This is a genomic window from Pseudomonas sp. EA_5y_Pfl2_R50 (assembly GCF_963970475.1).
Taxonomy (GTDB): Bacteria; Pseudomonadota; Gammaproteobacteria; order Pseudomonadales; family Pseudomonadaceae; genus Aquipseudomonas.
The window spans coordinates 228,449-249,386 of record NZ_CAXAPT010000003.1 but is presented as its reverse complement, the minus strand read 5'-3'; the positions used below and the strand labels follow the sequence as shown (position 1 = coordinate 249,386).

19 protein-coding genes are annotated in these 20,938 nt (G+C 60.1%); 12 read left to right on the top strand and 7 right to left on the bottom strand.

Annotation, left to right across the window (positions count from 1 at the left end; genetic code table 11):
- Nucleotides 1–205: 205 nt before the first annotated feature.
- Nucleotides 206–1,087, top strand: a complete 882-nt coding sequence (locus AACY19_RS07070) for a LysR substrate-binding domain-containing protein (protein ID WP_339449290.1) — start codon at nucleotides 206–208, stop codon at nucleotides 1,085–1,087.
- Between the two features lie 113 nt (nucleotides 1,088–1,200).
- Here the strand turns inward: AACY19_RS07070 and AACY19_RS07065 are convergent, their stop codons facing one another.
- Nucleotides 1,201–1,815 carry an NAD(P)-dependent oxidoreductase gene (locus tag AACY19_RS07065; RefSeq protein WP_339449288.1) on the bottom strand — a complete coding sequence of 205 codons (615 nt, stop codon included), beginning with the start codon at nucleotides 1,813–1,815 and terminating at the stop codon, nucleotides 1,201–1,203.
- A gap of 45 nt (nucleotides 1,816–1,860) precedes the next feature.
- Nucleotides 1,861–2,739 (bottom strand): MBL fold metallo-hydrolase, encoded by an 879-nt coding sequence (locus AACY19_RS07060; RefSeq protein ID WP_339449286.1) that lies wholly within the window; start codon nucleotides 2,737–2,739, stop codon nucleotides 1,861–1,863.
- Between the two features lie 114 nt (nucleotides 2,740–2,853).
- Between AACY19_RS07060 and AACY19_RS07055 the strand changes: the two genes are divergently transcribed.
- The gene (locus AACY19_RS07055; protein WP_339449284.1) at nucleotides 2,854–3,759 is read left to right on the top strand and encodes a LysR family transcriptional regulator; all 906 of its coding nucleotides are present in this window, start codon (nucleotides 2,854–2,856) and stop codon (nucleotides 3,757–3,759) included.
- 130 nt (nucleotides 3,760–3,889) lie between these two features.
- Nucleotides 3,890–4,066 (top strand): hypothetical protein, encoded by a 177-nt coding sequence (locus AACY19_RS07050; RefSeq protein ID WP_008085463.1) that lies wholly within the window; start codon nucleotides 3,890–3,892, stop codon nucleotides 4,064–4,066.
- Between the two features lie 135 nt (nucleotides 4,067–4,201).
- Here the strand turns inward: AACY19_RS07050 and AACY19_RS07040 are convergent, their stop codons facing one another.
- Complete coding sequence (locus AACY19_RS07040; protein ID WP_339449282.1) at nucleotides 4,202–5,086, bottom strand: helix-turn-helix domain-containing protein; 885 nt, start codon at nucleotides 5,084–5,086, stop codon at nucleotides 4,202–4,204.
- A 186-nt stretch (nucleotides 5,087–5,272) separates the two neighbouring features.
- On the opposite strand from AACY19_RS07040, the gene pobA reads away from it, so the two are divergent.
- Together pobA and AACY19_RS07030 are read left to right on the top strand one after the other, a co-directional pair.
- On the top strand, nucleotides 5,273–6,457 hold the full coding sequence (gene pobA / locus AACY19_RS07035; RefSeq protein ID WP_339449617.1) for a 4-hydroxybenzoate 3-monooxygenase: 1,185 nt from the start codon (nucleotides 5,273–5,275) through the stop codon (nucleotides 6,455–6,457).
- An 80-nt stretch (nucleotides 6,458–6,537) separates the two neighbouring features.
- The gene (locus AACY19_RS07030; protein WP_339449280.1) at nucleotides 6,538–8,055 is read left to right on the top strand and encodes an MDR family MFS transporter; all 1,518 of its coding nucleotides are present in this window, start codon (nucleotides 6,538–6,540) and stop codon (nucleotides 8,053–8,055) included.
- Nucleotides 8,056–8,182: 127 nt separating this feature from the next.
- Here AACY19_RS07030 and AACY19_RS07025 read toward each other — a convergent pair whose 3' ends face one another.
- The 4 genes from AACY19_RS07025 to AACY19_RS07010 form a co-directional block, all read right to left on the bottom strand.
- The gene (locus tag AACY19_RS07025; protein ID WP_339449278.1) at nucleotides 8,183–9,028 is read right to left on the bottom strand and encodes a cache domain-containing protein; all 846 of its coding nucleotides are present in this window, start codon (nucleotides 9,026–9,028) and stop codon (nucleotides 8,183–8,185) included.
- A gap of 130 nt (nucleotides 9,029–9,158) precedes the next feature.
- Nucleotides 9,159–10,013 carry an ATPase gene (locus tag AACY19_RS07020; RefSeq protein WP_339449276.1) on the bottom strand — a complete coding sequence of 285 codons (855 nt, stop codon included), beginning with the start codon at nucleotides 10,011–10,013 and terminating at the stop codon, nucleotides 9,159–9,161.
- A 116-nt stretch (nucleotides 10,014–10,129) separates the two neighbouring features.
- Nucleotides 10,130–11,122, bottom strand: coding sequence for an NAD-dependent epimerase/dehydratase family protein (locus tag AACY19_RS07015; protein ID WP_339449274.1), 993 nt, complete (start codon nucleotides 11,120–11,122; stop codon nucleotides 10,130–10,132).
- A gap of 82 nt (nucleotides 11,123–11,204) precedes the next feature.
- Nucleotides 11,205–12,104, bottom strand: coding sequence for a LysR family transcriptional regulator ArgP (locus tag AACY19_RS07010; RefSeq protein WP_339449273.1), 900 nt, complete (start codon nucleotides 12,102–12,104; stop codon nucleotides 11,205–11,207).
- 97 nt (nucleotides 12,105–12,201) lie between these two features.
- Here AACY19_RS07010 and AACY19_RS07005 point away from each other — a divergent pair, with 97 nt between their 5' ends.
- The 7 genes from AACY19_RS07005 to AACY19_RS06975 all read left to right on the top strand — a co-directional run bounded on the left by AACY19_RS07005 (nucleotide 12,202) and on the right by AACY19_RS06975 (nucleotide 20,930).
- Nucleotides 12,202–12,603 carry an ACT domain-containing protein gene (locus AACY19_RS07005; RefSeq protein ID WP_339449272.1) on the top strand — a complete coding sequence of 134 codons (402 nt, stop codon included), beginning with the start codon at nucleotides 12,202–12,204 and terminating at the stop codon, nucleotides 12,601–12,603.
- A 5-nt stretch (nucleotides 12,604–12,608) separates the two neighbouring features.
- Nucleotides 12,609–13,211, top strand: a complete 603-nt coding sequence (locus AACY19_RS07000; protein ID WP_339449271.1) for a LysE/ArgO family amino acid transporter — start codon at nucleotides 12,609–12,611, stop codon at nucleotides 13,209–13,211.
- Nucleotides 13,212–13,387: 176 nt separating this feature from the next.
- Complete coding sequence (locus AACY19_RS06995) at nucleotides 13,388–13,984, top strand: superoxide dismutase (RefSeq protein WP_007918933.1); 597 nt, start codon at nucleotides 13,388–13,390, stop codon at nucleotides 13,982–13,984.
- A gap of 355 nt (nucleotides 13,985–14,339) precedes the next feature.
- Nucleotides 14,340–16,391: a putative bifunctional diguanylate cyclase/phosphodiesterase gene (locus AACY19_RS06990; protein ID WP_339449270.1), complete on the top strand. Its 2,052-nt coding sequence runs from the start codon at nucleotides 14,340–14,342 to the stop codon at nucleotides 16,389–16,391.
- A 131-nt stretch (nucleotides 16,392–16,522) separates the two neighbouring features.
- Nucleotides 16,523–17,869 (top strand): imelysin family protein, encoded by a 1,347-nt coding sequence (locus AACY19_RS06985; protein ID WP_339449268.1) that lies wholly within the window; start codon nucleotides 16,523–16,525, stop codon nucleotides 17,867–17,869.
- Nucleotides 17,870–18,410: 541 nt separating this feature from the next.
- The gene (locus AACY19_RS06980) at nucleotides 18,411–19,838 is read left to right on the top strand and encodes a di-heme oxidoreductase family protein (protein WP_339449266.1); all 1,428 of its coding nucleotides are present in this window, start codon (nucleotides 18,411–18,413) and stop codon (nucleotides 19,836–19,838) included.
- Nucleotides 19,839–19,865: 27 nt separating this feature from the next.
- Entirely contained in the window at nucleotides 19,866–20,930 is a 1,065-nt protein-coding gene (locus tag AACY19_RS06975) for an imelysin family protein (RefSeq protein WP_339449264.1), read from the top strand.
- Nucleotides 20,931–20,938: the final 8 nt, after the last annotated feature.

Sequence of the window (20,938 nt, the reverse complement as noted above, 5' to 3'; positions counted from 1 at the left end):
TGAAACACCGAACCCATGTGGCAGCGGGCTTGCTCGCGAAAGCGGTGTGTCAGCCACTGGGTAGCTGAATGTGAAACCGCATTCGCGAGCAAGCCCGCTCCCACAATGATCCGTGGAATGGCTTCATTGGAACGGTCGGCAGGTAGCCGCAACAATCGATTAAAAGTCATACTAGCCATGTCCTCACGTCATACCTCGGATCGCCATGAAACGCCTGCCGCCCCTGCCCGCCCTGCACACGTTCCTGATCACCGCGCAGTGCTGCAACTTCACTCGCGCCGCCGAGCAACTGCACATCACCCAAGGTGCAGTGAGCCGGCAGATTGCCGGGCTCGAAGAGCATCTCGGGTATCCGTTGTTCATCCGCCTCGCCCGCGGCCTGGCGCTGACCGCAGAAGGACGTGAATGGTTGCCGCGCGTGGAAAAAGTCTTCAGCCTGATCAGCGAAGCGACCGAGCAGATCGGCCTGCAACGTGAAACGCTGCAACTCAAGGCACCGAGTTGCGTGATGCGCTGGCTGTTGCCGCGTTTGCTGCAATGGCAAAAGGAGCGCCCAGACGTGCCGGTGAAGCTCACGGCGTCGTTGCAACACGGGGTGGATTTTCAGCGTGAGCAGTTTGACGCGGCCGTGATTTACGGGCCGCCGCCCGATCATTCACCGGGCGCCCTGCACCTGTTCGACGAGCAACTGACGCCGGTGTGTTCGCCGCTGTTGCTCAAAGGTACGCCAGCCCTGGAATCGCCGGCGGATCTGCAACAGCATCTGTTGCTACACCCCACTCACGATATTCAGGATTGGTCGGTGTGGCTGAACGCAGCCGAATTACAACTGAGCAACATCGGCAGCGGCCAGCATTTCGAGACGCTGGATCAGGCGATGTCGATGGCATCGCACGGGACGGGGGTGGCGATAGGGGACTGGTCGTTGATTGGCGATGACTTGCGCGCGGGGCGGCTGGTGATGCCGTTCGAGCTGAAGGTGAAGACGGGGCTGGCATATTACGTGGTGATGCCACCGGGGATCGAGGCTTCGCCACAGCTTGAAGAGTTGATGATCTGGCTGGTTGAGCAGGCACATACCCGCTGAACGGACACGTCATGAATGTGGGAGCGGGCTTGCTGGCGAAGCGTGCGAGTCAGTCGAGATTTACATCGACTGACACTCCGCCTTCGCGAGCAAGCCCGCTCCCACATTTGCAATTAGTAACCCACGGTAAAACGCTGGCGCGAATGCTTCGGTGTTTCCAGTTCGTCGATCAGCGCAATCGCGTAATCGGCAAAGGTGATCCAGCTGCGCCCCTCGCTGCTCACCAGCAAGTGATCCTTGCCGACGCGAAATGCACCCGTGCGCTGACCTTCAACAAACTCTGCCGATGGCGACAAGAAGGTCCAATCCAGATCCTTCTCCTGACGCAGTGCATCGAGAAAGGCCGCACCCGCGCTGGCCTCGGTTTTGTACTCGGCCGGGAAACCCGCGCTGTCGATCACTCGGGAGTTATCCGGCAGCAACAGCGAACCCGCACCGCCCACCACCAACAGACGCTTCACGCCGGCCTGCTTCACCGGCCCGACAATAGCGCTCGCAGCAACGGTGGCGAAATGCGCAGCGGTGATCACCACATCGTGACCGGCCACCGCATCCTGCAACGCGGCCGTATCCAGCACGTCGACATTCTTGCTGACCACACCGGCGCGGGCGCCGATCTTCGACGTGTCGCGGGCAATAGCGGTGACGCTATGACCACGACGCAGGGCTTCGTCCAGCAATTGGCTACCGGCACGACCGGTGGCTCCAATGATTGCGATCTTGCTCATGACATTCTCCAGTTGGCTTGAGAGTGCTGCTTGTTCAGATTCGGCTTACCACTGCATTTCGCCCTTGGCGACTTTCGCGCTCAGCTCCAGCGAGCTTTCTTCGCCCAATGTCGGGTAGCGCTTTTTCATCGCGGCGATGAGTGCGGCGGAGTCTTTGGCCTTGGCGGTTTCGCTGTCGAAAGCCTTGATGTACTCAGCGGTAAATTTCACGCTCGCCAGCGAGAGACTGCTGTTACCCAGATAGTGGCCGGGTACGACGACTTTCGGCTTCAGGGTTTCAATCGAGTGCAGGGTTTCCAGCCAGTCGGCGTGGGATTGCGCGGTCTGGGTGTCGGCCATCCACACGTGGATGTTCTCGGCCACCACCACGCCGCCGACCACAGCCTTGAGCGACGGAATCCAGACGAAGCTGCGATCCGGCTGTTTGCCGTCAAGCCCGATCACTTGCAACTTCTGCCCTTCGAGCATCAGGCTATCGCCTTTGAGCACGCCCGGCACGATGGTTTTGGCCGGCACATCGGCACCCATTTTCGGGCCCCAGAATGCGAGTTTGCCGTTGACGGTTTGCTTGATGTGATCGACGGTCGGCTGCGAGGCCAGCACTTGCGCGTCGGGGAACGCTTGCGTCAGCGTGTCGAGGCCGAAATAGTAATCCGGGTCACCGTGGCTGATGTAAATGGTGGTGAGGTGCTTGCCGCTGGCGCGGATCTTTTCCACGACGTGCTCGGCTTGGGACTTGCCGAATTGCGCATCGACGAGGATTGCGTCCTTCTCGCCGCTGACCAGCACCGACGTCACCGGGAATATCGCTTCAGTGCCAGGGTTGTAGACATCAAGGGTCAGGTTGGCCGCGGCGGCATGAGCCACAAAACCCAGTGCGGCGCTGGCGAGTAAAACACGTTTGATTAGGGTGAAGCCGATCATCTGTTGCTCCGGTGTCCGAATGCCTTGTCTGGCGATGGGACAGAGCTTAGTTGCCTGAGTCAGTACAAAAAATGCGATGCTTGGACATAGTTTGTTTCTGAAAGCGGGCAAATCATGGATCGTCTCCAGGCAATGCGGGTGTTTGTGACAGTGGTGGACCTGGGCAGCCAGTCAGCCGCAGCCGATCATCTGGACCTTTCGCGTCCGGTGGTTTCACGTTATCTGTCGGAGCTCGAAGACTGGGTCGGCGCCCGGCTGATGCACCGCACCACACGCAAGTTGAGCCTGACCGCCGCCGGCAGCGAAATGCTCCCGCGCTGCCGGCAGATGCTCGAACTGTCGGCGGACATGCAGGCCGCCGTCAGCGAACCCGATGATGCGCCGCGCGGATTGCTGCGGATCAGCGTGAGTACTTCGTTTGGTCAGGCGCAACTGGCCGATGCCATGGCCGCGTATGTCAAGCGCTACCCCGGCGTCAGCATCGACATGCAAATGCTCGACCGCACGGTGAACCTGGTGGATGAACGGATTGATCTGGCGATCCGCACCAGCAACGATCTCGATCCGAACCTGATCGCCCGGCGCCTGACCGTGTGTCGCTCGGTGGTCTGCGCCGCGCCCGCGTATCTGCAGGAGCATCCACTGCCACAGCGGGTGGAGGCATTGAGCCGACACAACTGCCTGACACACTCGTACTTCGGCAAGAGCCTGTGGCATTTCGAGGAGGATGGCGAGCCGGTGTCGGTGCCGGTACAAGGCAATATCAGCGCCAACGAGGCGAGCACCCTGCTGCGCGCGACCCTGGCCGGCGCCGGCATCGCGATGCTGCCAACCTATCAGGCCGGCGTGCATATCCACAGTGGTGAACTGGTGCGCCTGTTATCCCATGCCGAGCCACGGCGGATGAACATCTATGCGGTGTACGCCTCACGCAAGCACATGCCGGCGGCGCTGCGCAGCATGCTGGATTTTCTCGTCGAGCGCTTTCCTGAAAATCCACAATGGGACGTTGATCTGTAAACCCGCTCCCACAGGGGTTATCAATGTTCTGAATAACGGGGTAAATCCTCGAGCGCACTCGCTGGCAACTCCGCGCCGCTGACCTATGCTGAAAGTAATACCGCAGGGTATGCGTTCAGAGGTCTACGCCATGAACATCAAAACAAGAAGGTACTTCGCGATTTTCATCACCTGCGCCGCCACGCTGGCGCTGTATGGCACCGCTGCCTGGCGTGTCGAGCAATTGCGGCAGTTGCCCAGAGAGTACGCGAGCTGCAATTTCGAGCGCTGCATTCCGCACAACGCCACGCTCAACGCGTTGCGCTGATTCATCAAGCTGGAATGTGATCCTGTGGGAGCGGGCTTGCTCGCGAAAGCGCAGTGTCATTCAGCAGCGATGTCGGCTGACCGGACGCCTTTGCGAGCAAGCCAGCTCCCACAGGTTTTTGCAGCGGTGATGAAACTACTGTTCGGCCTTGAGGCGGTCGCGAAACGCTTTTGGCGAAATCCCAACGCGACGCCGGAACAAGCGCGTGAAGTTGGTTGGATCGGAAAACCCCAACAACTCCGACATCTCGTAAATGGTCATGCTGGTGTAAGTCAGCAAGCGTTTGGCTTCCAGTAACTGCCGTTCATGCATGATCTGCAACGCCGGTTGCCCCGCCAGTTCACGGCACGTGCCGTTGAGGTGCGATACCGAAATCCCCAGCCGATGCGCGAGGTCTTCAACCTTCACATGCTGGCGGTAAGTCTCTTCGACCAATTGAATAAACCCGTTGAGGTATTCGCGCTGGCGCTGCGGGCGCTGACTGGCTTTGTGGCGCACGATGGCCTGACGACTGACCCAGACCATGATTACGCTGACCAGCGAATGCATGAGCATTTCCCGCGCCGGTTGATGGCCGTTGTATTCAGTCTGCAACGCGGTAAACAGGCTGTTGAGATAATCGCCGTCCTTGCCGGCGGGGTAGTTTTCCGCGTGGGCCAGAGCGTGCACCGAGTCACCCAGTTGCGCCTGCAAGTGGTTGATCAGGGGTGTAGCGAGGGTGACGATGAAACCTTCAACGTCCTCGGAAAAACGAAAGCCATGCACCGACAGCGGCGGCAGGACTTGAATGGCCGGGGTTTCCAGCAGCGTGCGTTGACCTTCGATCTCAAGCTCTGCCTGACCTTTGAAGACGAAGAGCAACTGGCACAAATCAGCATGGCGGTGGGGTTTGATTTCCCATTGATGTTCGCGGCTGCGTGAGGAAATGGTTTCACAGTGCAGCAAGTCGGGGGTCGGCCAGTCCAGGCTTTCACCGTAGAGCTTGAACACTGGAATCGAGGGCAGCTCAGGCTTGTTCATCACTTCAATCCAGGCCTCGGGGTTGTGGGCGATAATCGCACCGATTGGCAGAAAGTACAGGAATCGGCTCAGTTTTCACCTTCAATTGACAGACCCGCAAGGGAAAAATGCAAGCACTCGATCCATAAAAAACATTCGCCGGCACTTGCCGCGTGAAGCTTGCGAGTCATAAAAACAATGAAAACGCTGAAAACCCAAGTTGCCATCATCGGCGCCGGCCCGTCCGGTTTACTCCTCGGCCAGTTGCTGCACAACGCCGGCATCGACACCCTGATCCTTGAACGTCAGACACCCGATTACGTGCTCGGCCGCATCCGCGCCGGTGTGCTTGAACAAGGCATGGTAGAGCTGTTGCGCCAGGCTGGCGTGAGTCAGCGCATGGACGCCGAAGGACTGGTCCACGGCGGTTTCGTTCTGGCGCTGGACGGGCGACAAGTGCACATCGATCTGCACGCCTTGACCGGCGGCAAGACCGTGATGATCTACGGCCAGACCGAAGTCACCCGCGACCTGATGGCCGCTCGTCGGGAGGCTGGTGCGCCGACAATTTACCAGGCGAGCAATGTCGTTCCCCATGGCATGAAAAGCGACGAGGCGTTTGTCACTTTCGAAAAGGACGGCGAGATCTGGCGCGTTGACTGCGACTACATCGCCGGTTGCGACGGTTTCCACGGCGTCGCCCGGCAGTCGATTCCGGCCGATTGCCTGAAAGTGTTCGAGCGGGTTTATCCGTTCGGCTGGCTGGGCATTCTTGCCGACACGCCGCCGGTGCATGACGAATTGGTTTACGCCCGTCATGAGCGCGGTTTTGCCTTGTGCAGCATGCGTTCGGCGACGCGCACCCGCTATTACCTGCAAGTGCCGGCGCAAGAAAATGTCGATGACTGGAGCGATCAGCGTTTCTGGGATGAATTGAAAAGTCGTTTGCCTGAGACGCTTGCCGAGAATCTGGTCACCGGACCCTCAATCGAAAAAAGCATCGCGCCGCTGCGCAGTTTTGTCGTTGAGCCGATGCAGTACGGGCGGATGTTTCTGGTCGGCGACGCCGCGCACATTGTTCCGCCCACTGGCGCCAAGGGTTTGAATCTGGCCGCCAGCGATGTCAGCACACTGTTCAATATTCTGTTGAAGGTCTACCGCGAGGGTCGCACTGAGCTGTTGGAGAAATACTCGGAAATCTGCCTGCGTCGCGTCTGGAAAGCGGAGCGCTTTTCCTGGTGGATGACCTCGATGCTGCACCGCTTCGACGATCACGATGACTTCAGCCAGCGCATCAACGCCTCGGAACTGGACTACTTTGTCAGCTCAGAGGCGGGGCGAAAAACCATTGCAGAAAATTACGTCGGGCTTCCTTATGAGGCTATCGAATAGCTTCCTATCGACTTACACTGGCGAGCATCCCCCGCTCGCCTGACGATCTGCGGGACTCTCACTGCCCGCAGGTTTTGCCCGTGACCCATCTCAATCAGCCCGAAACGCCCAAACCGGCCATTCGCAGCGTCCTGGTGGCGCTGATGATGGCGATTTTCCTCGGCGCTCTCGATCAAACCATCGTCGCCGTGTCGATGCCGGCCATTTCGGCTCAGTTCAAGGATGTCAGTCTGCTGGCCTGGGTGATTTCCGGGTACATGGTGGCGATGACGGTCGCGGTGCCGATCTACGGCAAGCTCGGCGACTTGTACGGTCGGCGCAAACTGATGCTGTTCGGCATGGGCCTGTTCACCCTGGCCTCGCTGTTTTGCGGCATGGCGCAGAGCATGGAGCAACTGGTGCTGGCGCGGATTCTTCAGGGTATTGGCGCAGGCGGGATGATTTCGGTGAGCCAGGCGATCATCGGCGACATCGTGCCGCCCCGTGAACGCGGGCGCTATCAGGGCTACTTCAGCAGCATGTACGCGGTGGCCAGCGTCGCCGGTCCGGTGCTGGGCGGTTACATGACCGAGTACCTGTCGTGGCGCTGGGTGTTTCTGATCAACCTGCCACTCGGCCTCGGTGCCTGGTGGGTGGCGCGCCGTAATCTGCGTGGCCTGCCGATTCCGCAGCGCAAACCGATCATCGATTACCTCGGCACGCTGTTGATGATCATCGGTCTGACTGCCCTGCTGCTGGGCATCACCCAGGTCGGTCAGGGTCATTCGTGGCGCAGCGGCGAAGTGCTCGGCTTGTTCGCTTGCGCGGTGGTGGTGCTGGCGGTGTTTGTCTGGCATGAGCGTCGGGCACGGGAACCGTTGCTGCCGATGCACCTGTTCGCCAACCGCAATGCACTGCTGTGCTGGTGCACGATTTTCTTCACCAGTTTCCAGGCGATTTCGTTGATCGTACTGATGCCGTTGCGCTTTCAGAGCGTTACCGGTGCCGGGGCTGATAGCGCTGCGTTGCACTTGCTGCCATTGGCGATGGGGTTGCCGATTGGTGCTTACTTCGCTGGCCGTCGCACCTCGATCACCGGTCGCTACAAACCGCAGATTCTGACCGGCGCGATACTGATGCCGATCTCGATTCTCGGCATGGCCTTCAGCCCGCCCGAGGCGACGCTGGTCAGCGGTTTGTTCATGCTGCTCAGTGGGATTGCCGGTGGCATGCAGTTCCCGACATCGCTGGTCGGCACACAGAACTCGGTGGAACAACGCGACATCGGGGTGGCCACCAGCACCACCAATCTGTTCCGCTCCCTCGGTGGCGCGGTGGGTGTGGCATTGATGTCGGCGCTGTTGCTGGCGTTCCTGCAGGATTCGAATTTTGCCCACCTGGCGAGCAGTTCGCTGATGAGCGAAGGGCATAGCGGCAACGTGTTGCTCGATGGTCTGAATGCGGCACCGGGGGATGCGCAAAACGCTTTGCGTGCGGAGTTGCTGGTAACGTTCCGGCATTTGCTCTGGGTGAGCGCGGCAGTGTCATTGCTCGGGCTGGTTGCAGCGGTTGCGATGCCGAACAACCTGCTGCGCGGGCGTGAGCACGGCGCGAAATAACGACCGAAACACCGCCCCCTTGTGGGAGCGGGCTTGCTCGCGAAAGCGCTGTGTCATTCAACCATGATGTAATCTGACACGACGCCTTCGCGAGCAAGCCCGCTCCCACAGGGGGGACAGTGTTCATTCAAGGACTGTAGTAACCGACCGCCACGAGGAAATGCCCGACTTTTTTCAGGTAGGCATGTTTGTCCTCGACCTTGCCGGTCACCGGGTTCTTCCAGCGGTACTCATATTCGCCTTCATCCTGCTTGCCGATCAGCGCCAGAATCGGCTCGCCCACCGGTTTGCCTTCCGGGTCCTTGATCTTGCCGAAGTCGGTGTTGATCAGGCGCAGATTGGTGCCGTGGGCAACGTAGCGTTGGGTGTCGAGGTCAACCACGAACACATACAGGTCATCCTGCAGGTAACCGCCCTTGAGCGAGTTGATCGCGGTCAGCGTGCCCTTTTCGTCCTTGCCCAGATCCGTTGCGGCTTTATCCAACAGGGTCCTGGCCTGTTCGGCAGACGCCCGGGGCAGGTAATAACCGACCGCGAGAATCCGCTCGCCGATGCGCTGATAGAACACATGCTTGCGTTCGACCTTGCCATCGGCCCAGTTCTGCCAACGGTATTCGGCCTGCTGGATGCCGTTGCCTTCGGGCACCCTCAACGCTTGCTTGAACGCTTTCTGCAAATCCGGCCCGAGCACTTCGCTGACATCGCGGCCAATCAGTGCCGAAGAAGGCCCGCCGCTGGCGAGCATCACACCTTTGGTGTCGACCACGAACACGTAGCGATCCTTGTCGACAAACTCGCCCTGACGGCTGAAGGCAGCAAACGCCTTGTCGCCGTTGTCGTGATAGTAGGCCAGTGCTTTTTCCAGCAAGGCGATGGCGGCCTGGCTGTCGTCCTTGGCGCTGGTTGCGGCGTTAACCTGGCCGAGACCGGCCAATAACATCAAGAGACAGGCGAATTTATGCACAAACCCCATGACGCATCCCTCGTTCTTGTTGGTGTTTCAAGAGCGTAGACGGCTTGGGCTGATGTATGGATATTCAGAGCGTTTCTGAAAATGTCGCGGGTGGCGGTGGCGAGGAATCCCTCACCACCGCTGTTTCCCCTCAGGGACGCGCGTTGATCTGCTGCTGCAGATTCTGGATTTGCGCCTGCAGGGTATTGAGGTTGCGCGTCATCTGCGCACGAAAGGCGTCGAACTCGGCGGTGTTCGCGCCACCTTGCGGGGCTGCCGGACGATTGTCCTGCTGGCTTTTGAGGACAACGATGTCCTGCTCCAGACGGTCAATGGCCGCACTCGGGTTACCCTGCTTTTTCAGTGCGGCAATATCAGCGCCGAGACTCTTGAACTGTGCGTCGAAACCCTTGAGCTGGGCGTCGACCTTGCTGGTATCGGCCGGGGTGCTTTTCAGCGTCGCCAGCTCTGCGGACAAGGCTTTGACCTGCGCCTGCAACTGGGTGTTGGCGTTCTGCTGCTCGGTGGTCTGCGCCGTCATTTGCGCCAGCCGCTTGTCGAGGTCACTGGTCTGTCCGGCCACACCCTGCTGCTGTTTGCTCTGATCGAGCAGCTTGCTTTCGAGCTGTTTGATCTGCAGCTTCAAGGCTTCGCTGTCACTGGTGACGTTAGTCTGGCTCGCCACCACCTTGCCGGAAATGTCCTGCAGACGCCCCGCCGCTTCTTCGCTGATCCGCGCGAAACTTTCCTGGGTCGCAACCAACTGCTGCTCCATCAGCGAAATCTGCTGGAAACTCCACCAGGCCAGGCCGATGAAAGCAAAGAACAGCGCACCGACCAATGCCCACAAAGGCCCGGTGCTGGCAGCCTTGACCTTGACCACCGGCGGTGTGCGCGAGTGTACCGAGGTGCGGGCGGTGGTCGGAATGTCATCGTCGTCGAAGGTGTCGGCCCGCAGGCTCGGGACATCGTCGAAATCGTCGTGGGCATCATTACGCATGGACATTGAGGCAACCTTTGTGAAACGCGGTGATGGCTAAATGCTGCGAAGTATAACCGCCGCAGCCGCAGGGATTGACCCTCAACCTGTGGTGCGGTTCATTGCCGCCCGGCCGAATCGTTTCAACGAATGTCCTGTGCTTTCCACCACGCGCAGAACTCATCCAGCGCCGACCACAGACTGACTTTCGGATCGTAGTCCAGATAATGCCGGGCGCGGCTGATGTCGAGGGTGAAATTTTTTTTCATGACCTGCATCCCCAACCGCGACAGCGTCGGCTCCGGACGGCCCGGCCAGAGTTTGCAGGCGCCTTCGTTGAGTGCCGCGACGCTGTAGGCCAGTCCGTAGGAACGGTACTTGGTGACCTGTGGGACTTCCATGCTGCGCATCACGTAATTGACCACATCCCACAGCGGCACCGGCGCGCCGTTGCTGATGTTGTAAGCCTTGCCCAACGCCGAACCGGCGGCCAGCAGACTGCTGAGCATCGCTTCGTTAAGGTTCTGCACGCTGGTGAAGTCGACCTTGTTCAGGCCATTGCCGATGATCGCCAGTCGGCCCTTGCGCTGCATGTTCAGCAGGCGCGGGAAGATGCTCATATCACCGGCACCGGTGACGAAACGCGGGCGCAGGGCAATGGTTTCAAGACCAAATTCCTGCGCACCAAAGACCTTTTGCTCGGCCAGATACTTGGTCGCGGCGTAATGATGCTTGAAGCGCTTGGGCACTTGCTCTTCGGTCAGATTGAGGTGATCTCGGCCATCAAAGTAGATCGATGGCGACGACAGGTGCACCAAACGCCGGACGCGTTGCTTCAGGCAGGCTTCGACGACGTTCTCGGTGACTTGCACATTGTCCTGATGGAAGTCCTGATAACGGCCCCACAGTCCGACGGCACCAGCACAATGCACCACGGCTTCGACGTCGGAACACAGTTCGCGAACCAGCTCAGGGTCGGTCAGATCGCCAGGGACAAACTCGGCCCCCCGCCGCACCAGATGCTCAACGCTCTCGGCCCGGCGACCGTTGACCCGCACGTCCAGCCCCTGCTCCAGGGCGAAACGCGCAAAGCGTCCGCCAATGAAGCCGCTTGCGCCGGTGACCAGAATTTTCATGCAAAACTCCAACAGAAAAGCAGCCTCAAGCATCAAGCTTCCAGCTGCAAGTTTAAAACGGTACGCAGCGCTTGCTTGACGCTCATGCCTGCTTCCAGGGCACCAGCCATTGCGCTGAGGCGCGCACCAATTGCTCGGTCAGCAAGCCCAGCAGCTGACCGCCATTGCGCCAATGATGCCAGTACAACGGCACATCAATCGGTTTATCTGGCAACAGTTCGCGCAACACACCGCGTTGCAGTTGGTCGCGCACTTGCAGTTCCGGCACCAGCCCCCAGCCCAGTCCCGCTTCGGTCAGCCGGAGAAAGCCTTCCGAGGACGGGCATAAATGGTGTTCGAATCCACCGTCGACACCCAGCGAGGCCAGATAGCGATGCTGGAGAAAATCGTCCGGTCCGAACACCAACGCTGGCGTGCGCGGCAGTTGTTCGGCGCGAACGCCATCGGGGAAATACCGTTCGATGAACGCAGGGCTGGCCAGCGCGCGATAACGCATCGCGCCGAGCAACACGCTGCGGGCACCGGCGACCGGTCGCTCACTGGCGCAAAGGCAGGCGGCCACTTCCCCGGCGCGCATGCGTTTGAGGCCGACGGTCTGGTCTTCGACGATCAGATCCAGCAATAGATGCTGCTCGGCACAAAAATCGCCAATCGCTTCGGCCCACCAGGTGGCGAGGCTGTCGGCATTCAACGCGATGCGCAGGCGCTCCGGCAGCCCCTCTTCGTCCAACGCCGGCACCAGGGTTTGCAAGTCGCGTTCAAGCAGGCGCACTTGCTGCACATGGTTGAGCAGACGCCGGCCTATTTCCGTTGGTGCGGGCGGCGTGCCGCGCACCAGCACCGGTTGGCCGACCCGCGCTTCCAGCAGTTTGATCCGCTGGGATATCGCCGATTGCGACAGGCCCAGCACCTGCGCGGCGCGTTCAAATCCGGCCTGCTCGACCACGGCGGCCAGAGCGGAAAGCAATTTGTAGTCGAACATCAGTTTTCCTAATGAGCGATGAGCACTATTGGTTTTTCTTATACAGCGTTGAACCGGAGAATAGCCAGCGAGCACTCTTTATTCAGGAACACTTTTCATGACTGGCGAAACTTCACTCACCACCTTGCTGCGCAGCATGAGCCCGCAACTGAACAGCGGCGAATACGTGTTTTGCACCCTGCCCGACGGCCCGTTGCCGCACGGCCTGGAGATCGTCGGCAGCTTCCGTGAGCAGGAAGGCCTGACCGTGATTCTCGAGCGATCCGTCGCACAACAGGCCGGTTTCAGCTTCGACTATGTCGCCGCGTGGATCACCCTCAACGTGCACTCGGCGCTGCAAGCCGTCGGCCTCACCGCCGCATTCGCCACGGCTCTGGGCGAAGCCGGGATCAGTTGCAACGTGATCGCCGGTTACTACCACGACCATTTGTTTGTCGGTCAGGCCGACGCCGAACGCGCCATGCACGTGCTGCGCGATCTGGCAGCCAACGCGGAGTAACGGTTATGTGGCAAAGCTACGTGAACGGCTTGCTGGTGGCGTTCGGGCTGATCATGGCGATCGGTACGCAAAACGCGTTTGTATTGGCCCAAAGCCTGCGCCGCGAACACCATTTGCCGGTGGCTGCATTGTGCGTGGTCTGCGATGCAATTCTGGTCGCAGCCGGGGTGTTCGGGCTGGCGACGATTCTGGCGCAGAACCCGACGCTGCTGGCGATTGCCCGTTGGGGCGGCGCGACGTTTTTGATCTGGTACGGCAGTCAGGCGCTGCGCCGGGCCTGCTCGAAACAGAGCCTGCATCAGGGTGAAAACCAGGCGGTGCGTTCGCTGCGCGCGGTGATGCTCAGTGCGCTGGCTGTGACCTTGCTCAATCCGCACGTTTATCTGGATACCGTGTTGCTGATCGGCTCTCTTGGCGCGCAGCAATCGGTGCCGGGGGCTTATGTGATCGGTGCTGCGAGCGCTTCGCTGTTGTGGTTTTTCACCCTTGCGCTGGGTGCGGCATGGCTGGCGCCATGGCTGGCCCGGCCGAGTACCTGGCGAATCCTTGATCTGGTCGTGGCGTTGATGATGTTCACGGTAGCCGGACAACTGATATTGGCACCCTGATTTATTCCAAACAGCTCTGGAACCTCTATCCCACACAGTTGTTGCGTGGTTAAGCCGCAACCCCGGTGCTATGATCCGAACCCTGCGCCGCAAAGAGTAAAAACTCGCCGGTGCATTTCTGGCCGCCCGTGATCGGCCTTGCGCTCACCGCAACAGACCTGATTAGGAGAATCATCATGGCTTTCGAATTGCCGCCGCTGCCTTACGCACACGATGCCCTGCAGCCGCACATTTCCAAGGAAACCCTGGAATACCACCACGACAAGCACCACAACACCTATGTCGTGAACCTGAACAACCTGGTGCCAGGCACCGAGTTCGAAGGCAAGACCCTGGAAGAAATCGTCAAGACTTCCTCGGGCGGTATCTTCAACAACGCCGCTCAGGTCTGGAACCACACTTTCTACTGGAACTGCCTGGCGCCAAACGCCGGCGGTCAACCAACCGGCGCGCTGGCTGAAGCCATCAACGCAGCCTTCGGTTCGTTCGACAAGTTCAAGGAAGAGTTCAGCAAAACCTCGATCGGCACCTTCGGTTCCGGCTGGGGCTGGCTGGTGAAAAAGGCTGACGGTTCCCTGGCCCTGGCCAGCACCATCGGCGCCGGCAACCCGCTGACCAGCGGCGACACCCCGCTGCTGACCTGCGACGTCTGGGAACACGCTTACTACATCGACTACCGCAACGTTCGTCCCAAGTATGTCGAAGCGTTCTGGAACCTGGTCAACTGGAAGTTCGTTGCTGAGCAGTTCGAAGGCAAAACCTTCACCGCTTAAGCTGCGCTCCAGTCAAAAAACCCGGCTATGCCGGGTTTTTTTATGCCTGTGATTCGGCCCTCGGCAAATCGCACCGCAATCAGGGCACTTTCCCACGATGAAAGCAGCTTTAAGCTTCTTGCCGCCGCGCCACAGCGGGCTAACATCAAACAAGCGAAAAAATGTTGCGATCCGCTCAAGTTGAGGGCCGAAACTACCGACACATTACAAATAGGGCTAATACTCCAGCCAGCAGCATTTCGGCCAACGCCACGGGTAAATCCTCCCGGGCCTGATTGTCCCTTTGACTGCCAACACGGGATTGCCAATACTCATGGCAAACTGACGCTACCCGCATGGAACAAGGAAAAACCCTTTGAAGCTGGAACTCAAGAACAGCTTGTCGGTGAAGTTGCTCCGGGTCGTGCTCCTGTCGGCATTGATCGTCGGCGTAGTCTTGAGCTGCGCGCAGATCGTTTTCGATGCCTACAAAACCCGCCAGGCGGTAGCCGGCGACGCTGAGCGTATCCTCGACATGTTCCGCGACCCGTCGACCCAGGCCGTTTACAGCCTGGACCGGGAGATGGGCATGCAGGTGATCGAAGGCCTGTTCCAGGACGACGCCGTGCGTCAGGCCTCCATCGGCCACCCCAATGAAGCCATGCTCGCGCAGAAATCCCGCGAGCTGCAGCATTCCAACAGTCGCTGGCTGACTGACCTGATCCTCGGCCAGGAACGCACCTTCACCACCCAACTGGTGGGCCGTGGCCCCTACAGCGAATATTACGGCGACCTGAGCATCACCCTCGACACCGCCACCTATGGCGAGGGGTTCATCGTCAGTTCGGTGATCATTTTCATCTCCGGCGTGCTGCGCGCACTGGCCATGGGGCTGGTGTTGTATCTGGTCTATCACTGGCTGCTGACCAAACCGCTGTCGCGGATCATCGAGCACCTCACCGAGATCAATCCGGATCGCCCCAGTGAACACAAGATTCCCCAGCTCAAAGGCCATGAAAAGAACGAACTGGGTATCTGGATCAACACCGCCAACCAGTTGCTCGAATCCATCGAACGCAATACTCACCTGCGCCACGAAGCGGAAAACAGCCTGCTGCGCATGGCCCAGTACGACTTTCTTACCGGTCTGCCCAACCGCCAGCAATTGCAGCAGCAACTGGACAAGATCCTTGTCGACGCCGGCAAGCTGCAACGCCGTGTCGCCGTGCTGTGTGTCGGGCTGGACGATTTCAAGGGCATCAACGAGCAGTTCGGTTACCAGACGGGCGACCAGTTACTGCTGGCGCTGGCGGATCGCTTGCGCGCCCACAGCGGTCGCCTTGGCACCCTGGCCCGCCTCGGTGGTGACCAGTTCGCCCTGGTGCAGGCCGACATCGAACAACCTTACGAAGCCGCCGAACTGGCACAAAGCATTCTCGATGACCTGGAGGCGGCGTTCGCCCTCGATCATCAGGAAATCCGCCTGCGCGCGACCATCGGCATCACCCTGTTCCCGGAGGACGGCGACAGCACCGAGAAGCTGTTGCAAAAGGCCGAGCAAACCATGACGCTGGCCAAGACCCGCTCGCGCAATCGCTATCAGTTCTACATTGCCAGCGTTGACAGCGAGATGCGTCGTCGCCGCGAACTGGAAAAAGACCTGCGCGATGCCTTGCTGCGCGATCAGTTCTACCTCGTCTATCAGCCGCAGATCAGCTATCGCGATCACCGCGTGGTCGGTGTCGAAGCGCTGATTCGCTGGCAGCACCCGGAACACGGTCTGGTGCCGCCGGACCTGTTCATTCCGCTGGCCGAACAGAACGGCACCATCATTGCCATCGGCGAGTGGGTGCTGGATCAGGCCTGCAAACAATTGCGCGAATGGCACGACATGGGCTTCGCCGACCTGCGCATGGCAGTCAATCTGTCCACCGTGCAACTGCACCACGCCGAACTGCCACGGGTGGTCAACAACCTGCTGCAGATGTACCGCCTGCCGCCGCGCAGTCTGGAGCTGGAAGTGACCGAAACCGGCCTGATGGAAGACATCAGCACCGCCGCCCAGCACTTGCTCAGCCTGCGCCGCTCCGGAGCGTTGATCGCCATCGATGATTTCGGCACCGGTTATTCATCGCTGAGTTATCTCAAAAGCCTGCCGCTGGACAAGATCAAGATCGACAAAAGCTTCGTTCAGGATCTGCTCGATGACGACGATGATGCGACCATCGTTCGCGCGATCATTCAACTGGGCAAAAGCCTCGGCATGCAGGTGATTGCCGAGGGCGTGGAAACGGCCGAACAGGAAAGCTACATCATCTCCGAAGGTTGCCACGAAGGTCAGGGCTACCACTACAGCAAGCCGCTGCCCGCACGCGAGCTGAGCATCTACCTCAAACAAGCGCAACGCAGTAACTCGGCCATTTTATAAAAGCAAAGATCGCGTAAATAAGAAATATTTCCAGCCACAACCCTTTACACATAATGCGAAAGATTTGCATTATGTCGCAGTTTTGCGCCCCCGGCGCCTGTCCAATCAACTACCGAAGCAGGATGTTCGCCATGATTCGTATGCCTCTGGCTACCGCCAGTCTGCTGGCCATCGCTATTTCCCTCGCCGGTTGCGGCGAAGGCAAAGACAAGGCCGCCGCACCGGCCCCACCGACACCAGCCGCCAGCACCACCGCACCGGCGGCTGCTCCTGCCGCTGCCGGTAAAGTCGATGAAGCCGCCGCCAAGGCTGTGGTTGCGCACTATGCCGACATGGTCTTCGCCGTTTACAGCGATGCCGAATCCACCGCGAAAACCCTGCAAACCGCCGTCGACGCTTTCCTCGCCAAGCCGAACGCCGACACCCTGAAAGCCGCCAAGGCTGCCTGGGTCGCTGCACGCGTTCCGTACCTGCAGAGTGAAGTGTTCCGCTTCGGCAACACCATCATCGACGATTGGGAAGGTCAGGTTAACGCCTGGCCGCTGGACGAAGGTCTGATCGACTACGTCGACAAATCCTACGAGCACGCACTGGGTAACCCGGGCGCTACCGCCAACATCATCGCCAACACCGAAGTTCAGGTCGGCGAAGACAAGGTCGACGTCAAGGACATCACCCCGGAAAAACTCGCCAGCCTCAACGAGCTGGGCGGTTCCGAAGCCAACGTTGCCACTGGCTACCACGCCATCGAATTCCTGCTGTGGGGCCAGGACCTCAACGGCACCGGCCCTGGCGCTGGCAACCGTCCGGCTTCCGATTACCTCGAAGGCGCCGGCGCCACTGGCGGTCACAATGATCGTCGTCGTGCCTACCTGAAATCCGTGACGCAACTGCTGGTCAGCGACCTGGAAGAAATGGTCGGTAACTGGAAGCCGAACGTGGCTGACAACTACCGCGCCACCCTGGAAGCCGAACCGGGCGAAAGCGGCCTGCGCAAAATGCTCTTCGGCATGGGCAGCCTGTCGCTGGGCGAACTGGCGGGCGAGCGCATGAAGGTTTCCCTGGAAGCCAACTCTCCTGAAGACGAGCAGGATTGCTTCAGCGACAACACCCACTACTCGCACTTCTACGATGCCAAAGGCATTCGTAACGTGTACCTGGGCGAGTACACCCGTGTTGACGGCACCAAAATGACCGGCGCCAGCCTGTCGTCCCTGGTCGCCAAGGCTGACCCGGCGGCCGACACCGCACTGAAAGCCGATCTGGCCGCTACCGAAGCCAAGATCCAGGTCATGGTCGATCACGCCAACAAGGGTGAGCACTACGACCAGTTGATCGCTGCCGGCAACACCGCAGGCAACCAGATCGTTCGCGACGCCATCGCATCGCTGGTCAAGCAGACCGGTTCGATCGAAGCTGCTGCCGGCAAGCTGGGCATCAGCGACCTGAACCCGGACAGCGCTGATCACGAGTTCTGATCAACCGCGTCTGAGTCAAAAAAGGCGACCTTCGGGTCGCCTTTTTCATGCCTGCTTCACACGATTCCTTGTGGGAGCGCGCCGGCTCGCCAAGGCGGTGGGTCAGATACAGATGGGGTGACTGATCCAGCGTTTTCGCGAGCAAGCCCGCTCCCACAGGTACAACGGCGTTCGCAATATCTGTGCACACCACCAAAACCCTGTGGGAGCGAGCCGGCTCGCCAAGGCGGTGGGTCAGATACAGATGGGGTGACTGACCCAGCGCTTTCGCGAGCAAGCCCGCTCCCACAGGCACAGCGGCGTTCGCAATATCTGTGCACACCACCAAAACCCTGTGGGAGCGGGCTTGCTCGCGAAGGCGTCATGTGACGCAACATCGTCAGCGCGGCGAACAGCGCTTTCGCGAGCAGGCGCGCTCCCACAGGGTTTGCACAGGCTTCAAGGTTTGCGCCCTATCAAGCAAACGATAATTCCTCTTATTCAAACCCCCTCGCCCTGTTAGACTTTGCGCCTTTATTTTCACCCGTCCGCAGGATGTCTGATGCCCTCGCTGCTTCTTCGCTTGTCCGCACTGTGTCTGGCCCTGGGCCTGAGTGCCTGCGATGACGCCCCGCGCTTCACCAAGGCCGAGCCGGGTGAGGCCCGTTCGGGCGGTGCAGCAACCGTGCGCAAGACCGATCAGAATGCGTTCTCGCTGCCTTCTGCGAATCTACCGCCATCGCGGCGGGTGGATTTCAGCGTGGGTAACAGCTTCTTTCGCAGCCCATGGGTGATCGCGCCGTCGACCACCACCGCCCGCGATGGCCTCGGCCCGCTGTTCAATACCAACGCCTGCCAGAACTGCCACATCAAGGACGGTCGCGGCCATCCGCCAGCCCCGGATGCCGCCAACGCGGTGTCGATGCTGGTTCGGCTGTCGATTCCCGATGCGCCGGAATATGCCCGGCTGATCGAGCAGGTCGGCGTGGTGCCAGAGCCCGTCTACGGCGGCCAGTTTCAGGACATGGCCGTGCCCGGCGTCACGCCGGAAGGCAAGGTGCGCGTCGACTACACCCCGGTGCCCGTGCGATTCAAGGACGGCACCGAAGTCGAGTTGCGCAAACCGGTATTACAGATCACGCAGCTTGGCTACGGCCCGATGCACCCCGACACGCGTTTTTCCGCCCGCGTCGCCCCGCCGATGATTGGCCTCGGTCTGCTCGAAGCGATCCCCGAAGAAGCCATTCTCGCCAACGCTGCCGCGCAAGCCAAAGAGAAAAACGGCATCAATGGCCGGGCGAATCGGGTCTGGGACGACCAACTGCAGAAAACCGTGATCGGCCGATTTGGCTGGAAAGCCGGGCAACCCAATCTCAATCAACAGAATGTTCACGCGTTTTCCGGTGATATGGGGCTCACCACCAGCCTGCGCCCCTTTGATGACTGCACCGACGCGCAAACCGCCTGCAAACAGGCGCCGAACGGCAATGGCCCGGACGGCGAACCGGAAGTCAGCGACAACATTCTGCGTCTGGTGCTGTTCTACAGCCGCAACCTCGCCGTGCCTGCGCGCCGCGGCGTTAACGATGCAGACGTCATCGCCGGCAAAAACCTGTTTTTCCAGGCCGGCTGCGATTCATGCCACACACCGAAATACACCACCGCCGCCAATGCCGCCGAGCCGGAACTGGCCAATCAAGTGATTCGCCCTTACAGCGATCTGCTGCTGCATGACATGGGCGACGGCCTGGCCGACAACCGCACGGAATTCCAGGCCTCCGGCCGCGACTGGCGCACACCGCCGTTGTGGGGGATAGGCCTGACGCAAGCGGTGAGCGGTCATACACAGTTCTTGCATGACGGTCGCGCGCGCAATTTGCTCGAAGCCGTGCTCTGGCATGGCGGCGAAGCGCAGGCCGCACAGCAACAGGTTTTGTCTTTCAATGCCGAGCAGCGTGCCGCGCTGCTGGCGTTTTTGAACTCACTTTAAACACTGATAAAGAATCGGGAGCCCGACATGTTCCGTCCCAAGCTGTTGTTCACCAGCCTTGCCGCTCTGGCACTCGGCGCGTGCGCGCCACAGGACCCGCAAGCGGTCACCTCGGCGGCCATCGCCAAATCGGTGATCCTGCCGACCTACACCCGTTGGGTCGAGGCCGACAGGCAGCTGGCGGTCAGCGCCCTCGCCTACTGCCAGGGGAAAGAGACGCTCGAGACTGCCCGCGCCGACTTCCTGCACGCGCAGAAGGCCTGGGCCGAGCTGCAACCGCTGCTGATCGGTCCGTTGGCCGAGGGCAACCGGTCGTGGCAGGTGCAGTTCTGGCCGGACAAGAAAAACCTCGTCGGTCGCCAGGTCGAACAACTGGTGGTCGCGCAACCACAGATCGATGCCGCCGCATTGGCCAAATCCAGCGTTGTCGTTCAAGGTCTGTCGGCTTACGAATACATCCTGTTCGACGCCAAGCCTGATGTCGCCAACGCCGAGCAGAAAGCCAGGTACTGCCCGCTGCTGATCGCCATCGGCGAGCGTCAGAAGCAACTGGCCGAAGAAATTCTGCAGAACTGGAACAACACCGACGGCATGCTCGCGCAGATGACCAGGTTCCCTAACCAGCGCTATGCCGACTCCCACGAGGCGATCGCCGACCTGCTGCGCGTGCAGGTCACCGCGCTGGACACCCTGAAGAAAAAACTCGGCACGCCAATGGGCCGCCAGAGCAAAGGCGTGCCGCAGCCGTTCCAGGCCGAAGCATGGCGCAGCCAGTCGTCCCTGACCGCGCTGGAGGCCAGCCTCGCCGCGGCCAAAACCGTGTGGGAAGGCGTCGACAACAAAGGCCTTCGCGGTCTGTTGCCGGCTGAGCAAAAGCCATTGGCCGACAAGATCGACGCGGCTTACGCTGCCTCGCTGAAACTGTTCGACAGCACCCAGCGTTCGCTCGGCGAAATGCTCGAAGACGATGCCGGTCGTCAGCAACTCAACGATATCTACGATAGCCTCAACGTCGTCCATCGTCTGCACGAAGGCGAACTGGCCAAGGCGCTGGGCATTCAACTGGGCTTCAACGCCAACGACGGTGACTGATGAGGGCA

Excerpts from the sequence above, each read along its gene's own strand:
- AACY19_RS07015 (WP_339449274.1), bottom strand. The coding sequence starts at position 11,122 with ATGAAAATTCTGGTCACCGGCGCAAGCGGCTTCATTGGCGGACGCTTT.
- AACY19_RS07050 (WP_008085463.1), top strand. The coding sequence starts at position 3,890 with ATGAACATCAAAACAAGAAGGTACTTCGCGATTTTCATCACCTGCGCC.
- AACY19_RS07065 (WP_339449288.1), bottom strand. The coding sequence starts at position 1,815 with ATGAGCAAGATCGCAATCATTGGAGCCACCGGTCGTGCCGGTAGCCAA.
- AACY19_RS07055 (WP_339449284.1), top strand. The coding sequence starts at position 2,854 with ATGGATCGTCTCCAGGCAATGCGGGTGTTTGTGACAGTGGTGGACCTG.
- AACY19_RS06995 (WP_007918933.1), top strand. The coding sequence starts at position 13,388 with ATGGCTTTCGAATTGCCGCCGCTGCCTTACGCACACGATGCCCTGCAG.
- AACY19_RS07040 (WP_339449282.1), bottom strand. The coding sequence starts at position 5,086 with ATGAACAAGCCTGAGCTGCCCTCGATTCCAGTGTTCAAGCTCTACGGT.
- AACY19_RS07010 (WP_339449273.1), bottom strand. The coding sequence starts at position 12,104 with ATGTTCGACTACAAATTGCTTTCCGCTCTGGCCGCCGTGGTCGAGCAG.
- AACY19_RS07025 (WP_339449278.1), bottom strand. The coding sequence starts at position 9,028 with ATGGGGTTTGTGCATAAATTCGCCTGTCTCTTGATGTTATTGGCCGGT.
- AACY19_RS06980 (WP_339449266.1), top strand. The coding sequence starts at position 18,411 with ATGCCCTCGCTGCTTCTTCGCTTGTCCGCACTGTGTCTGGCCCTGGGC.
- AACY19_RS07000 (WP_339449271.1), top strand. The coding sequence starts at position 12,609 with ATGTGGCAAAGCTACGTGAACGGCTTGCTGGTGGCGTTCGGGCTGATC.
- AACY19_RS07070 (WP_339449290.1), top strand. The coding sequence starts at position 206 with ATGAAACGCCTGCCGCCCCTGCCCGCCCTGCACACGTTCCTGATCACC.
- AACY19_RS07020 (WP_339449276.1), bottom strand. The coding sequence starts at position 10,013 with ATGTCCATGCGTAATGATGCCCACGACGATTTCGACGATGTCCCGAGC.
- AACY19_RS06985 (WP_339449268.1), top strand. The coding sequence starts at position 16,523 with ATGATTCGTATGCCTCTGGCTACCGCCAGTCTGCTGGCCATCGCTATT.
- AACY19_RS07060 (WP_339449286.1), bottom strand. The coding sequence starts at position 2,739 with ATGATCGGCTTCACCCTAATCAAACGTGTTTTACTCGCCAGCGCCGCA.
- AACY19_RS06975 (WP_339449264.1), top strand. The coding sequence starts at position 19,866 with ATGTTCCGTCCCAAGCTGTTGTTCACCAGCCTTGCCGCTCTGGCACTC.
- AACY19_RS07005 (WP_339449272.1), top strand. The coding sequence starts at position 12,202 with ATGACTGGCGAAACTTCACTCACCACCTTGCTGCGCAGCATGAGCCCG.